Here is a 14,929-nt window from a genome sequence, read left to right on the forward strand (position 1 = left end):
CACGCACGCGAAACGCGTCTAAAACGCGTACAAAACGCGCGCAAGAATCGTACGCAGAAACGGGTACGCTTTCGCGGCCGCCGCTCCGGCGGCCGTCCCCCCAATTCCATTAATGCTCTTCCGCGAACAGCGAACACGCGCCGGCTTCGGCTGTGCTCACGTGCGCGCGAAACCCGCCGAAGAGGTCGCGGCCCACGCCATGCCGATTGCGCGTCAGGTCAGGTGTGTCCATGGGCCGGGACGCCCACTCCGCCTCGTCGACCCTGACCGTGAGCACGCCTGCCGGGGCATCCACGCGCACGATATCGCCCGTGCGGACCTTGCCGATCTCTCCGCCCGAATGCGCTTCGGGGCAGACGTGGATGGCAGCCGGTACTTTGCCCGATGCGCCCGACATGCGGCCATCCGTCACCAGCGCCACGTGGAAGCCGCGATCCTGCAGCAATGTCAGCGTCGGCGTGAGCTTGTGCAGCTCGGGCATCCCGCACGCGGACGGGCCTTGCCACGGGAGCACGGCCACGAAATCACGCTCCAGCTCGCCACGCTTGAAGGCAGCCAGCAGATCGTCCTGGCGATGGAACACGATGGCGGGTGCTTCCACGACCTGATGCTCGGGTTTGACGGCCGATGTCTTGATGACGCAGCGGCCGAGCTTGCCATCGAGCAGCTTGATACCGCCGTCGGGGGCGAACGGGCTGTCGGCGGTGCGCACGATGGTGTCGTCCAGGGACTTCACCGGGCCGTCGATCCAGCTCAGCTTGCCGTCTCGCAGCACCGGCTCGCGCGTGTAATCGGCCAGACCGGTGCCGGCGATCGTATTGACGTCGTCATGCAGCAGTCCCAGCGACAGCAGCCCACGTATCACCACCGGCAGCCCGCCGGCCGCCTGGAACTGGTTTACGTCGGCCTTGCCGTTCGGGTACACGCGCGCCAGCAAGGGCACGGCGGCGGACAGTTCGTCGAAATCGTCCCAGGTCAGGAGAATGCCGGCCACGCGGGCCATGGCGATCAGGTGCAACGTGTGGTTGGTGGACCCACCAGTGGCCAGCAACCCGACGATACCGTTAACAAAGGCGCGTTCGTCCAGGACTTCGGCAATCGGCATGTAGCGCGTGCCGCCGTGGACGAGCCGCAGCGCCTGGCGCGCGGATTCGCGGGTCAGGGCCTCGCGGAGCGGCGTGTTCGGATTGATGAAGGCCGTGCCCGGCAGATGGAGGCCCATGATCTCCATGAGCATCTGGTTCGAATTGGCGGTGCCGTAGAACGTGCAGGTGCCCGGGCCGTGGTACGACCGTGTCTCGGCTTCCAGCAGTTCCTCGCGCCCGATCTTGCCTTCCGCGTAGAGCTGGCGGATGTGCGCCTTTTCCTCGTTGCCCATGCCGGTCGTCATCGGGCCACCCGGCACGAACACGGCGGGCAGGTGTCCGAACGACAGCGCGCCCATCACCAGGCCTGGCACGATCTTGTCGCACACGCCGAGGCAGAGCACGCCGTCGAACATCTGGTGCGATAGCGCGACCGCGGTGGCCATCGCGATCACGTCACGCGAGAACAGCGACAGGTCCATGCCGTCCTGGCCCTGCGTGACCCCATCGCACATGGCCGGCGTGCCACCGGCGAACTGCGCGGTACCGCCGGATTCCAGCGCGGCTTCCTTGATCCACTGCGGAAAGGCGTTCAGCGGCTGGTGTGCGGACAGCATCTCGTTGTAGGCCGACACGATCGCGAGATTCGGCCGCTCCTGCGCCTTGAGCCGGATCTTCGCGTCATCGGGCATCGCCGCCACACCGTGTGCGAGATTGGTGCACGACAGGTTGGCGCGTTCGACCTTCTGGCCCGCCATGGCGCGGGTGCGCTCCAGGTAGGCCTGGCGGGTAGGGGCACTGCGGGCCACGATGCGGACCGTGACCGCATCCAGTACGGGGTGGCGGGGCATGGAAGTCTCCTGTAGGGCGCTATCAGCGTAGTCGAAATTCATGGGCATCATCGGAATGCCGTCCGGATCGACGACATGTCCGTCTGCATGTGGGATTGAAGCGGCTCACGGTTGTTCCGCCACGGTGATCCGGGCCACGCAGAAACGGGTACGCTTTGGGTCCGATGTGCGGCGCGGGTCATGCTCGTGGCCACTTCCCCCTGCCCAAGCGGCGGCGAGTGACGTACCATGGCCGGAACCAATGCGCCGCGCGGCGGACTCAATAGTTGCCGGGGCGCCCCATCCCCCGCAAGGAGCCTAGGGTGAGCTTGCCCGATTTCGACATGGTGCTGTTCGGCGGCACCGGAGACCTGGCGCGGCGCAAGCTGCTGCCAGCCCTTTTCGACGCGCACCGCACGGGGTGTCTCCACCCGTCCTCGCGCATTCTCGCTACCGGAAGTCATCCGCACACCACCGAGCAATACAAGGCGATGCTCGAGGAAAGCGTGCGTCCTGGCCTCGAACATGCGCCACCCGAAGCGTGGACCTCGTTCATGGATCGTATCGGCTACGTGCAGGCCGACGCGCGCCAGCCGGCGCACTTCGACGCGCTGGCCGAGCAGGTGCTGGCCCGCAAGCCCGAAGTGGTCGTGTGCTATCTGGCCACGGCGCCGCATATCTTCGTGCCGATCTGCGAGCAACTGGGGCGAACCGGCCTCAATACACCCAACGTGCGCGTGGTGCTTGAGAAGCCGCTCGGCCATGATCTCGACTCGTCGGAGGCGATCAACAACGCCGTGTCGCGGTATTTCGGCGAGGAACAGATCTACCGGATCGACCATTACCTGGGCAAGGAATCGGTCCAGAACCTGATGGCGATCCGCTTCGCCAACGCGCTGTTCGAGCCGCTGTGGCGGCGCGAGTGGGTGCAGGACGTGCAGATCACCATCGCCGAGGAACTGGGCGTGGAGACACGCGGTGATTTCTACGATCGCACCGGCGCGCTGCGAGACATGGTGCAGAACCACCTGGTGCAACTGCTGTGCATGGTGGCGATGGAACCGCCGGCCAGCCTGTCCGAAGACGCGATTCGCGACGAGAAGATCAAGATCCTCAAGGCGCTCAAGCCAATCCTGCCGCAGGACGTTGCCGAGAAGACCGTGCGCGGCCAGTATCGCGCCGGCGCCGTCGGCGGCAAGCCCGTGGTCAGCTACGTCGACGAGCAGGGCATCGCCGCCGACAGCACGACCGAGACCTTTGTTGCCATCAAGGCCGAAATCGCCAACTGGCGCTGGGAAGGGGTGCCGTTCTACCTGCGCACGGGCAAGCGGATGCAATCGCGCGTGGCCGAGATCGTGGTCCATTTCCGCGACGTGCCCCATGCGATCTTTCCCCGGCCGCTGACCCTGTCGCCGCAGAACCGGCTCGTGATACGGCTGCAGCCCGAAGAGAGCATCCGCCTGTATTTCCTGGTCAAGCAACCGGGCGATACCGTGGAGCTGACGCCGACCTCGCTCGATCTCGACTTCGCCAACTCGTTCAAGATGCGCCGTGCGGGCGCATACGAGCGGCTGTTGCTCGACGTGATCCGCGGCAAGCTTGGCCTGTTCGTGCGACGCGACGAGCAGGTGCAGGCGTGGCGCTGGGTCGAGCCGATTCTCGATACGTGGGACCAGAGCACCGTGCCGCCCAAACCGTACACGGCCGGCACCTGGGGACCGGCGGCATCGTCGGCCCTGATGTCGCGCGACGGCGCGTTATGGCATGAGGAGGCCTGACGCGCCACCGAAGGATCGGAGACATCGGAAACATCGGATTCACCACGACACGAGAACCATAAGGAGTAGAAGGAGCAGCCCATGCGCCAATTCGAACATGCGACGTTGATGGACCAGGCTGAATCACTGGCCATCTCGATCGGTCACGCGCTTGATCTCGCGATCAAGGCCAAAGGCTGGGCCGTGCTGGCCGTGTCGGGCGGCAAGTCGCCACAAGCCATGTTCGAACGACTGCGCTACCGCCCCGTTCGCTGGGAAGCCGTGACGGTCACGCTGGTCGACGAGCGCGCGGTGCCGCCCGATGACGCCGACAGCAACGGAGCCATGGTGCGCAGCCACTTGCTGCGCGAAGGCGCGGGCGTGGCGGCCTGGGCGCCGTTGATCCGCGATGAGGCCGAGGCCGCGCATCCGCAAAGCGCGGTGGCGCGCCTGAATCAGGCCTTCCTGCAACCGGATGTAGTAGTGCTGGGCATGGGCGAAGATGGTCACACGGCCTCGCTGTTTCCGGATGCGCCTGAGCTTCAGACCGCCCTGTCCGAACCGACTCCGGGCTATATCGTTACCCATCCGTCCGTCGCGCCCCATGCGCGCGTCACGCTGAACCTGGCCGCGTTGCTGGCGGCGGACCGCATGTTCCTGGCAATCAGCGGCGAGAAGAAGGCCGCCGTGCTGGAGCAGGCGCTGAAGACGCCGACGCCCTCGTTGCCGGTCAGTGTCGTGCTGGCACGGCACCGCCACGGCGTCGATGTCTTCCGGGTCTAAGCCGATGACGGATCGCGCGATGTCCTATCCCCGGATCCTGGCCGACGTGGGCGGCACCAACGTGCGCTTTGCCATGGAGACAGCGCCGATGCGGATCGGCGAGATCACCGCATACAAGGTGGCCGAGCACGCCTCGCTCGAAGCAGCGATGCGGCTCTACATGCTGACGCGTAGCGGCGCGGCCCGGCCGCGCCATGCGGCCATCGGCCTGGCCAATCCGGTCACTGGTGACCAGGTCAAGCTGACCAACCACAACTGGGCGTTCTCCGTCGAGGCCATGCGCCGCGCGCTCGATCTCGACACGCTGGTGGCCATCAACGACTTCACCTCGCTGGCGCTGGCGCTGCCGTATCTGCCCGACGCCAGCCTTGTGCAGGTACGCGACGGCACGGCGGTGGCCACGGCGCCCCGGGCCTTGATCGGGCCGGGAACCGGCCTTGGCGTATCCGGCCTGATTCCCGCGCCGGGTGGCGCGGTGGCGCTGGCGGGCGAGGGCGGGCACATCGAGATCATGCCGGTCACCGACGACGAGTGGATCGCCTGGCACGCCGCCCACGATCAGTTTGGGCGCGTGTCGGCGGAGCGGCTGCTGTCGGGTATGGGTCTCTCGCATATTCATGCCGCGCTGTCCGCAGAAATGGGTACGCCTCTGGAGGTGCCGCTGGCACCGGCGCAGGTGACGGACGGCGCGATGCGCGCGGGCGACCCGGTATGCCGCCGCGCTTTCGACGCGTTCTGCGGGATGCTCGGCTCGGTTGCCGCCGATGTCGCGCTGGTGCTCGGCGCACGTGGTGGCGTCTATCTCGGCGGTGGTATCGTTCCACGCTTTGTCGATGCCCTACGGGCGTCGACCTTCGCGGAGCGCTTTGTCGCCAAGGGCCGCATGGGCAGTTTCCTTGCCGATGTGCCGGTGTACGTGATCACGGCCGAGTATCCGGCGCTGCCGGGCCTGGCTCGCGCACTGGCGGATCGGCTTGAAGCCGACGCGCGCCGCGCCGAGACCTCTCAATCCTGAAAGACGATGCGTGTATTGCTGGTAGAAGATGACGCCATGATCGGCGAAAGCGTGAAGGTGGCGCTGCGCCAGGAGGGTTTTACGGTCGACTGGGTGCGCGATGGCGATGCCGGGCTCGATGCCGCATCGGACCAGCACGGTCCCCGGGCCGACGGCGGCTACGACGTGGTGTTGCTAGACCTGGGTTTGCCGCGCCGCCCGGGGCTCGACGTCCTGAAGACGCTACGGGCCCGCAACGTGCGCACGCCGGTGCTGATCCTGACCGCGCGCGACGCGGTGGCCGACCGCGTGGCCGGACTCAACGCTGGCGCCGACGACTACCTGATCAAGCCGTTCGACCTGCAGGAGCTGGCGGCCCGTATGCACGCGCTGGTGCGCCGTGCCGAGGGGCGCGCGGAACCGGTGCTGCGCTACGGCGACATCATGCTCAACCCCGCCACCCGCGAAGCCACCCAGGCCGGCGCGTCCGTCCGGCTGTCGGCGCGTGAATTCGCACTGCTGTCGGCGCTGATGGCCCGACCCGGCAAGGTGTGGTCGGTGCCGCAGCTTCAGGAGCGGTTGTATGGCTGGGATGACGAAGTCGGCAGCAATACGGTGGAGGTCTATATTCATACGCTGCGCCGCAAGTTCGGCGCGGCGCTGATTCGCAATATCCGCGGGGTGGGCTATGTGATCCCCGCCGAAAGCGGCGCGGAACAAGACACCAAGGGTGGTCCCGAGGGAGCCATGCATTGATGCGCTCGATTCAACGTACGCTGCTCTGGTGGCTGGCGGCGGGGCTTGCCGTGGGGATCGCCGTGGCCACCGCGCTGATCTATGGGCAGGCGCGGCAGGAAGCCAACGCGCTGTTCGACTACCAGATGAAGCAACTGGCGGCCGCGTTGCCGAGCCAGTTTTCCGCGCCGGCGCCGCCGCCGTTCGATTCCGGCAGCGCCACCGGCGCCGACCTGCTGCATGCCGACGAGGACGTCGTGATCCATATTTGGGATGGTTCGGGACGCAGCCTCTATCTGTCGCACTCGCATCCGGCGTTGCCCCCGCAGGCGGAGCTAGGTTTCTCGAATGCGCAGACCAACTCTGGCGAGTGGCGCATCTACAGCGTGCAACTCGGGCCGGCGGTCGTGCAGATCGCCCAGCCGATGAGCGCGCGTCGCACGCTGGCCGCGCATATGGCGCTGCGCACGGTGGCGCCGCTGCTGCTGTTGTTGCCGCTGCTTGGCTGGCTGGTGTGGCTGGCGGTGGGGCGTGGCTTGCGGCCGCTGCGCGAGATTGCCAGCGAGGTGAGCGCGCGCGATGCCAACACGCTGGCGCCGCTGTCCGTGCGCAATATGCCCGTGGAGATCGCGCCGTTATCCGATGCCTTGAATCAGTTGCTGGGGCGGCTGGCGCATGCCATCGACACGCAACGCGCGTTCGTGGCCGATGCCGCTCATGCGTTGCGCACGCCGCTGGCCGCGCTGCAGTTGCAGGCTCAACTCGTCGAACGCGCCGAAAATGCCGAGGCCCGGCAGGAGGCCGTGGGCCAGCTACGGCAGGGGCTTGAGCGGTTGACCCACCTCGTGGCGCAGTTGCTCACGCTGGCGCGGCAGGAGCCAGGTGCCGTGCCGCCGCCACATGAACCGATCGACCTGCGCGAACTGGCCGTCGGCGTGGTGGCGGATATGTCCCAGGCCGCCATCAATCGCGATATCGACCTCGGTCTGGATGACAAGGCCGGGAGTCAGGCCACCGTGCGTGGCGATGCCGATGCCTTGCGCATCCTGCTGACCAATCTGGTCGACAACGCGCTGCAATACATTCCGCGTGGCGGTTGCATCGATGTGCGGGTGAGCGAGATCGCGGCGGGTGTGGAACTGGCCGTGATCGACAACGGCCCGGGCATCTCAGCCGCCGAGCGCGAGCGCGTATTCGATCGCTTCTATCGCGTTCCAGATGCGCCCACCGGCGGCAGCGGGCTGGGTCTGGCCATCGTGGCCGAGATCGCACAGTCGCACGGCGCGCGCGTCTTTCTGGAAGATGCGGCGCCGGGGCTGTGTGTGCGGGTGGTGTTTCCTGTGACCGCCTGATCTGTCGGCTGATCAGAGTACCGGCGCCACCAGCGGCTCGCCGGCAAAGTGCCGCCGCGCGTTCTCGACGAACTGGCTGACCGAGGCGAAGATTGCTTCGGGCGACCAGCCGGCCACGTGCGGCGTCAGCACGACGTTGGGGCAATCGAACAGTTCGACGGGCGGTGCCGGCTCGCTTTCATAGACATCGAGCCCAGCGCCGCCTAGTTCGCCTGCCCGAAGCGCGGCCGCCAGCGCCGCCGTGTCTACCACGCTGCCACGCGCGATATTCACCAGATAGCCCGCCGGGCCCAGCGCGCGCAGCACGGGCGTGTCGACCATATGGCGCGTCTCTGCGCCGCCCGGCGTGGCGATGATCAGGTAGTCGGCCCATTCGGCCAGGGACATCACGCTGTCGAAGTAGCGATGCGGCACGTCCGTGCGCGGGCGGCGGTTGTGATAGCCGATTTCCAGATCGAACCCGAGACCACGTTGCGCGATTCGCCGGCCGATCGTGCCCAGCCCGACGATGCCCATCCGCTTGCCTGACAAATTCGGGGCCAGCGGCAGCGCATTGCGCCAGATGCCTTCGCGCGTGGCGCGATCGTACGCGGGTACGCGGCGTACCGACGCCAGCAGCAACGCCATCGCATGGTCTGCCACGCAACTGTCATTGGTGCCGGCGCCGTTGCCGACGGCAATGCCGCGTTCGCGGCATTTGGCGGTGTCAATGTTCTCGTAGCCGGCACCCATCGCGCAGACCAGCTCCAGCGAGGGCATCGCGTCGATTTCTTTCGCGGTCAAGCCAATGCTGCCGATGGTGAGCACCGCGCGGAAGGTCTTGCCATTGGTAGCGACCTCGGTAGCGCGTTCGGCGGCAGTCGGCGCATAGCGAACGTCGTAGTGTTCGGCGATAAGGGCGAGGTGGGCAGGTTCGAGATGGTTGAGGATGAGCAGAGCGGGCTTCATGACTTCAGGACGTAACGGCAAGGCGAGGGAGAGACTGCTTCTGGATGTCGGCTTCAGCGGCCGAAGCGCCATTTTATGCCTGATGCTCGATGGCTGCCGGCCCTCGCCCACGCTCGCAGAAACGGGTACGCTTCGGGCATTTGGCGTGCGCAGAAATAGGTACGCTTTGGCGGTCGAGGATGGTGGAGATGTCCGGCATCCTCCCGCAGCCGCTCGCAATCACCCGATGCCCACTACCCTCACCCGAGAATCCCCAACCTGGCTGCCCGCCCCCGATAGCTGGCAATACCACCTGCTGCTCGGCGCGGCCGGGATGCTGATCCTGGGGCCGCTCGGCGGCATCGCCGCGGCCTACATGAACTTCTCGCTCGGGTTCTTCGTGGGGGGACAGGTACTGGCCGGCATTCTCGGGTCGGCCGTGACGGCGGGCTACGGCGCATCCGGGCGTCACGGCGCGAACTACATCCAGACCGCCGCCGCGTCCGTGGCTGGCATGAGCGGCATAGCCGTCGTGATCCAGGCGATGGGCTGGATGGGCATGACGCCGCCGCCGATGTGGCAGCTGATCGGCTACATGCTCTGCATCGGCATGTATGGGGTGGGCGTGGGAATGCTCTATACCCCGCTGCTGGTGGACCGGATGCAGCTCACGTTCCCGTCCGGGCTCGCGGTGGCCAATATCCTGCGCGCGCTGACCGATCCCGTGCTGCTGCGGCGCTCGGTTGCCCGCCTGGCGGGCGGCACCGGGCTTGGCGTGCTGGCGAGCATCGGTGCCACACGCGTGGTATGGCTTGGCGCGATCGACCTGTCGGCTTCCACGTTTGGCGCGGGCATGATCGTCGGTGCCCGCATTGGCATCGCGGCGCTGGTCGGCGGGCTCGCGAGCTGGGCGTTGACGCCGTACTTTGTTTCCATCGGCTGGCTGGCACCGGGCGACCCCTATCGCAAGATCACGTTCCTGATCGCGCTGGGCATGATCATGGGCGCGGCGGCCGTCGATGTGTCGCTGCTCCTGATGCGCGCGGCGCAACGCACGCGTGCCATTGCCTCGGGCGGCAGGGCGCCGCAGCGCTGGATCGTCGCATGGGTAGCGGTCTGGGGCGCGGCGGTCGTGGCCACCGGCGTGGCCTGGTTCGGCCAACCGGTCGGCTATCAACTGATGGCCGTGGCACTGGTGCTGATATTCGCGCTAGTCAACGGCATCTCGGTCGGCATGGTCGACCAGAATCCGATTTCGTCCGCGTTCGTGCTGACGGTGATCCTGATGGCGGCGGTGGGTTTGCGTCAGCCGCATGTCGGCTTGATTGCCGCAACCGTGCTGCTGGTCTCCACCGCGGAGGCGTGTGACATGCAGCAAGACCGTTCCACCGGCTGGCGCCTTGGCACCAATCGCATGATCCAGTTCGGCTATCAGGTCGCCGGTATCGTCGTGGGCGCGATCCTGGCGGTGCTGCTCGCGCGTCTGTTCATGGATGCTTATCCGGTTCTGCGACTGGATCAGACCACGCTGCCCGCCGATGCGCAGCCCGCGCGCTGGACGTCGGCCATGACCTACAAGATTGTCGGTGCGCTGCGCAGCATGACTGAGGACAAGCCGTATCTGCGTCTGGCGGTATGGATCGGCCTGGGCATTGGGCTCGTCACCGAAGTCCTGCGCAAGCTGATAAGGGCGTCGGCGCGTTATCGCCGGTTCGCGGAGCAGAGCCGTGTTGGCAAGGGCTGCGATTTCCTTCTGGATGCCGTGCTGCTGCCGTCGCCGTATGCGTCGTCCTTCGGCGGCTTCGTCAACTTGCCCGCCGCCGCGTGGATGGCGGCCGGTGGCGTGGTCGCCAGCCTGGTCGACAGCCGGGTGCAATCGTCATCAAAAGATGCGGCGTTGCCCGATGACATGAGCACGACATCGCTGGTCGGTGGCGGACTGATCGCCGGCGATGCGCTGGCCGCGCTGGGGTTCGGCATCGCGGGCCTGCTGGCGGTCGTGCACTGATACGGCGGACTAGATCACCTGCAGCATTGCGTGTGGCGGCTTGCGTGCGAGCAACCCCGACAGTTTCTTGAGCGCCATCGAAAGCTGCGCGCGCTCCGCCACGCCGCCGAGCGATATACGAATGGCGTTGGGCGCATCGGCTCCATCGGAAAACGCATCCGATGCGGTCACCCGCAGGTGCTCGTCGCTGGCCGCGCGGCTGAATCCGCTCGACGTCCAGTAACTTGGCAACGGGTGCCACACATGGATGCCAGATTGCGGCGACTGGTCTGCACCGATCAGCCATTGCCGCGCCATCTGCTGCCGCGCCGCCGCTTCGCTGCGAATGCCGTTCAGCAATGCCTCGGCGGACCCATCGCGAATCCACTGCGTGGCAAGCGCGGTGGCAATCGGCGACGCCATGAGGGTGATCGCGCGTAGCGCGGCCAGAATCAATTCCTGCGTGTCGACATCGGGCGCCACCACGTATGCGGTGCGCAATCCGGGGCTCAGGCATTTCGACAGGGTCGCGATATGAATCGTTTGCGCCGGCGCGAGTGCGGCCACCGGGGGCGGCGCGTCGGGCGTGAGCAGCCAGTACGGGTCGTCCTCGATGATCCGCGCGCCGCACCGGGCGGCCACCCGTGCGATGTCACGCCGACGGTGCTCGGGCATCGTGTGCGTGGTGGGATTCTGCAGCGTCGGGTTCAGGTAGATGAGCCGAATCGCGTGCGCGCGGCAAGCGGCCTCGAGCGCGTCGGGGCGCATTCCGTCGTCATCTGTCGCCACCGTCACCACGCGCCGCCCCGTTTGCGCCGCCGCCGCGCGCAGCCCCGGATAGATCAGCGGCTCCGCCGCGATGACTGACCGGGGGTCGCTGAGGCTGAGGATCACTGCCGACAACGCCGATTGGGCGCCGGGACTGGCGATCACGCGTGAGGACGCTACCGTTCCAAGCATCGGTCCGAGCCACCGCGCACCGGCTTCGCGATCCGGCTGGGTGCCGCCGCCCAACTGGTAGGTCATTAACAGGCTGGCGTCCGCGTGCAGCGTCACCTGCGCCAACCCGCGCCGGAGCATGTCGTCGAAGTCGATGCTCTCCGGCGGTGGTGGCACGTTCATGCTCAGGTCCACAGTCTGGGCCAGTTCGAAGACCGGCGCGGCGACGAAGGTGCCGAGCGAGCCGCGTGGTTCGACCAGCCGGCGGCGCCGCGCCTCGGCCAGCGCCCGCGTCACCGTGGTCAGGTCCACGCCAAGCATTGCTGCCAGTTCTCGCTGAGGCGCCAGCCGGTCCCCGGGAGAGAGCCGCCCGTCCGCCACCGCGTGTTCGAGGAATCCCGCGATCTGCAGATAGCGCGGCCCGCCGGTCGGGCTGAACTCGCCGATCCAGGCCGGCTTGCCTGTAAGCGCGGATGTCTTTGTACGCACCGAAAAATCCGTCTTGTATGGATGTTGTCTTACCTTAGCATCCCGCGCACCTCAGGCCAATCCATACAAATACCCGGAATACGCCTGTGCCCCCATCAATAGGTGTCTGAAATGCGTGAGCGAGTTACCGCCCCGGAGCATGTCCGCCGGCGGATACCCATCCCCCCCAAAGTCCGCGCGTGGCTCTACGTCGCGGCTCCCCTGATCCTCAGCGGTTGTTCCTACGATCTGCTCTCCCCGAGCGGCGCCGTAGGTGTGCAAACGCGCAACCTGATCGTGTTGTCCACCGCGCTGATGCTGTTGGTGGTCATCCCGGTCATCATCCTGACGCTGGTGTTCGCGTGGCGGTATCGCGAGACCAACACCAAGGCCGAGTACGCGCCGCGCTGGTCGCATTCGACCAAGATCGAGGTCGTCGTCTGGGGCATCCCGTGCGTGATCGTGGCGCTGCTCGGCATCATCATCTGGGACACCACGCATAAGCTCGACCCGTTCCGGCCGCTCGAGTCGAAGGTGGCGCCGATAGAGGTGGACGTCGTCGCGCTCGACTGGAAGTGGCTGTTCATCTATCCGCAGTACGGCGTGGCATCGCTGAACGAGCTACCTGTGCCGGTCGGCACGCCCATCAACTTCCGCATCACGGCCGAATCGACGATGAATGCACTGTTCATCCCGAAGCTCGGCAGCATGGTCTATGCGATGAGCGGGATGCAAACCAAGCTGCATCTGATCGCCGATGAAACTGGCGTGTTCGACGGCCGCTCCGCGGCCTACAGCGGCGCCGGCTTCTCGGACATGCATTTCCGGACGGTTGCCACCTCGCGCGAGGATTTCGATGCCTGGATCGCCCGCGCCCGCGCGTCCGGCAACGTGCTCGACGAACAGACCTACCGCGCGCTGAAGCAGCCCAGCAGCAAGGACCCGGTCACCATCTACGCAAACGTTTCGCCACGCCTGTTCCAGGGTGTCGTCGATCAATACATGGCCAGCAATGGCGACATCTGCCGCGCGGACAGCCCCGAGACGCTGCGCGCCGCTCTGCCGCCGCTGCCCGACACCGTGGAGCAATAACCCATGTTCGGAAAACTGACTCTCGATGCCATCCCCATGCACGAACCCATCATCATGGGCACGCTGGTGGTGGTACTGCTGGGCGGCGCCGCCCTGTTCGGCGCGATCACGTATCACCGCAAGTGGACCTACCTCTGGCGCGAGTGGATCTGCTCGGTGGACCACAAGCGCGTTGGCGTGATGTACATCATCATGGCGCTGGTCATGCTGCTGCGCGGCTTTGCCGACGCCATCATGATGCGCACGCAGCAGGCCATTGCCGTCGGCGAGACCGCCGGTTACCTGCCGCCGCACCACTACGACCAGATCTTCACGGCGCACGGCGTGATCATGATCTTCTTCGTGGCCACGCCCTTCATCCTGGGCTTGATGAACGTGATCGTGCCGCTGCAGATCGGCGCGCGCGACGTGGCCTATCCGTTCGTCAACTCGCTGAGCTTCTGGCTCTCGGCCATTGGCGCGGTGCTGGTGATGATCTCGATGTTCGTTGGCGATTTCGCCGCCACCGGATGGGTGGCCTACCCACCGCTCAGTGGTCTTGAGTACAGTCCGACCGTTGGGGTGGATTACTACATCTGGGCGCTACAGATATCAGGGCTTGGCACCACGCTGACAGGCATCAACTTCATCGTCACGATCCTGCGGATGCGCGCGCCGGGCCTGACGCTGATGAAGATGCCGGTGTTCACGTGGACCGCGCTGATCACGAACATCCTGATCGTCGCGATCTTCCCTGTGCTCACCGCCACGCTGGCGCTGCTTACCGCCGACCGCTATCTGGACATGCATTTCTTCACCAGCGAGCTTGGCGGGAACGCGATGATGTACGTGAACCTGATCTGGATCTGGGGCCACCCCGAGGTCTACGTGCTGATCCTGCCGTGCTTCGGCGCGTTCTCGGAGATCATCGCCACGTTCTCGCGCAAGCCGCTGTTCGGCTACAAGTCGATGGTCTACGCGACGTCGTCGATTGGTGTGCTGTCGTTCTTCGTCTGGCTGCACCACTTCTTCACGATGGGCTCGGGCGCCAGCGTCAACGCGTTCTTCGGCATCATGACGTCGATCATCTCGATTCCGACCGGCGTGAAGCTGTTCAACTGGCTGTTCACGATGTATCGCGGCCGCATCCGCTTCCATTCGTCGACGCTGTGGACCATCGGCTTCATGGTGACGTTCGCGGTGGGCGGCATGACCGGCGTGCTGCTGGCCGTGCCGGGCGCGGACTTCGTGCTGCATAACAGCCTGTTCCTGATCGCCCACTTCCACAACGTGATCATCGGTGGCGTGGTCTTCGGTTGTCTGGCGGCCATGTCGTTCTGGTTCCCGAAGGTGTTCGGCTTCACGCTCAACGAGTTCTGGGGCAAGGTCGCGTTCTGGTGCTGGCTGATCGGCTTCTACCTGGCCTTCATGCCGCTGTACGCGCTGGGCCTGATGGGTATGACCCGCCGCATGAACCACTACACCAACCCCGAGTGGCAGCCGTACCTGATCGTCGCGCTGGTTGGCGCGTGCATCATCGGCGCCGGCATCCTGGCAATCCTGTGGCAGCTCTACGTCAGCGTGCGTGACCGCAACCAGAACCGTGACTTGACCGGCGATCCGTGGGATGGCCGCAGCCTGGAGTGGGCCACCGCCTCGCCCGCGCCGTTCTACAACTTCGCGCACGTGCCGAACATCACGTCGCTGGAGCAGCACTGGGAAGACAAGGATACCGGCCGCGCCTACGCGCAGCCCGCCAGGTACGAGGACATCCATATGCCGCGCAATACATCGGCTGGCTTCCTCGTCTCCGTGTTTGGCCTTGTGTTCTGTTTCGGCTTTGTCTGGCACATCTGGTGGATGGTGGGCTTCGGCCTGGCCGCGATGATCTTCACCTTCATCGCCCGCGCGTATGACCGCGACGTGGACTACTACGTCCCCGCCGCCGAAGTGGAACGCATCGAACGCGCGCGCTTCCAGCAACTGCAAGGCTCCAACTGA

The 14,929-nt window shown here is 66.0% G+C and carries 11 protein-coding genes; 8 read left to right on the forward strand and 3 right to left on the reverse strand.

The window, feature by feature from the left end:
- Positions 1-109: 109 nt before the first annotated feature.
- Positions 110-1,936 carry a phosphogluconate dehydratase gene (edd, locus tag WD006_RS23280; RefSeq protein WP_029308710.1) on the reverse strand — a complete coding sequence of 609 codons (1,827 nt, stop codon included), beginning with the start codon at positions 1,934-1,936 and terminating at the stop codon, positions 110-112.
- Positions 1,937-2,244: 308 nt separating this feature from the next.
- Here edd and zwf point away from each other — a divergent pair, with 308 nt between their 5' ends.
- The 5 genes from zwf to WD006_RS23305 all read left to right on the forward strand — a co-directional run bounded on the left by zwf (position 2,245) and on the right by WD006_RS23305 (position 7,536).
- The gene (gene zwf, locus WD006_RS23285) at positions 2,245-3,693 is read left to right on the forward strand and encodes a glucose-6-phosphate dehydrogenase (protein ID WP_029308711.1); all 1,449 of its coding nucleotides are present in this window, start codon (positions 2,245-2,247) and stop codon (positions 3,691-3,693) included.
- Positions 3,694-3,774: 81 nt separating this feature from the next.
- Positions 3,775-4,455 carry a 6-phosphogluconolactonase gene (pgl, locus tag WD006_RS23290; RefSeq protein WP_011520195.1) on the forward strand — a complete coding sequence of 227 codons (681 nt, stop codon included), beginning with the start codon at positions 3,775-3,777 and terminating at the stop codon, positions 4,453-4,455.
- 4 nt (positions 4,456-4,459) lie between these two features.
- On the forward strand, positions 4,460-5,470 hold the full coding sequence (locus tag WD006_RS23295) for a glucokinase (protein ID WP_029308712.1): 1,011 nt from the start codon (positions 4,460-4,462) through the stop codon (positions 5,468-5,470).
- A 6-nt stretch (positions 5,471-5,476) separates the two neighbouring features.
- Entirely contained in the window at positions 5,477-6,205 is a 729-nt protein-coding gene (locus WD006_RS23300) for a response regulator transcription factor (RefSeq protein WP_029308713.1), read from the forward strand.
- Positions 6,205-7,536 carry a HAMP domain-containing histidine kinase gene (locus tag WD006_RS23305; RefSeq protein ID WP_011520193.1) on the forward strand — a complete coding sequence of 444 codons (1,332 nt, stop codon included), beginning with the start codon at positions 6,205-6,207 and terminating at the stop codon, positions 7,534-7,536. Before WD006_RS23300 ends, WD006_RS23305 begins: the two co-directional genes overlap by 1 nt.
- Positions 7,537-7,548: 12 nt before the next feature.
- Here the strand turns inward: WD006_RS23305 and WD006_RS23310 are convergent, their stop codons facing one another.
- The gene (locus tag WD006_RS23310) at positions 7,549-8,484 is read right to left on the reverse strand and encodes a 2-hydroxyacid dehydrogenase (RefSeq protein WP_029308714.1); all 936 of its coding nucleotides are present in this window, start codon (positions 8,482-8,484) and stop codon (positions 7,549-7,551) included.
- A 226-nt stretch (positions 8,485-8,710) separates the two neighbouring features.
- On the opposite strand from WD006_RS23310, the gene WD006_RS23315 reads away from it, so the two are divergent.
- Positions 8,711-10,471 carry an OPT/YSL family transporter gene (locus WD006_RS23315; protein WP_029308715.1) on the forward strand — a complete coding sequence of 587 codons (1,761 nt, stop codon included), beginning with the start codon at positions 8,711-8,713 and terminating at the stop codon, positions 10,469-10,471.
- 9 nt (positions 10,472-10,480) lie between these two features.
- On the opposite strand, the gene WD006_RS23320 is transcribed toward WD006_RS23315, so the two are convergent.
- Positions 10,481-11,878, reverse strand: coding sequence for a PLP-dependent aminotransferase family protein (locus WD006_RS23320; protein ID WP_011520190.1), 1,398 nt, complete (start codon positions 11,876-11,878; stop codon positions 10,481-10,483).
- A 111-nt stretch (positions 11,879-11,989) separates the two neighbouring features.
- On the opposite strand from WD006_RS23320, the gene cyoA reads away from it, so the two are divergent.
- A complete protein-coding gene (cyoA, locus tag WD006_RS23325; protein WP_011520189.1) occupies positions 11,990-12,949 on the forward strand; it encodes a ubiquinol oxidase subunit II in 960 nt (319 codons plus the stop codon).
- Positions 12,950-12,952: 3 nt separating this feature from the next.
- On the forward strand, positions 12,953-14,929 hold the full coding sequence (gene cyoB, locus WD006_RS23330) for a cytochrome o ubiquinol oxidase subunit I (protein WP_011520188.1): 1,977 nt from the start codon (positions 12,953-12,955) through the stop codon (positions 14,927-14,929).

This window comes from Cupriavidus sp. Met-2 (assembly GCF_049843575.1).
Lineage (GTDB): Bacteria > Pseudomonadota > Gammaproteobacteria > Burkholderiales > Burkholderiaceae > Cupriavidus > Cupriavidus metallidurans.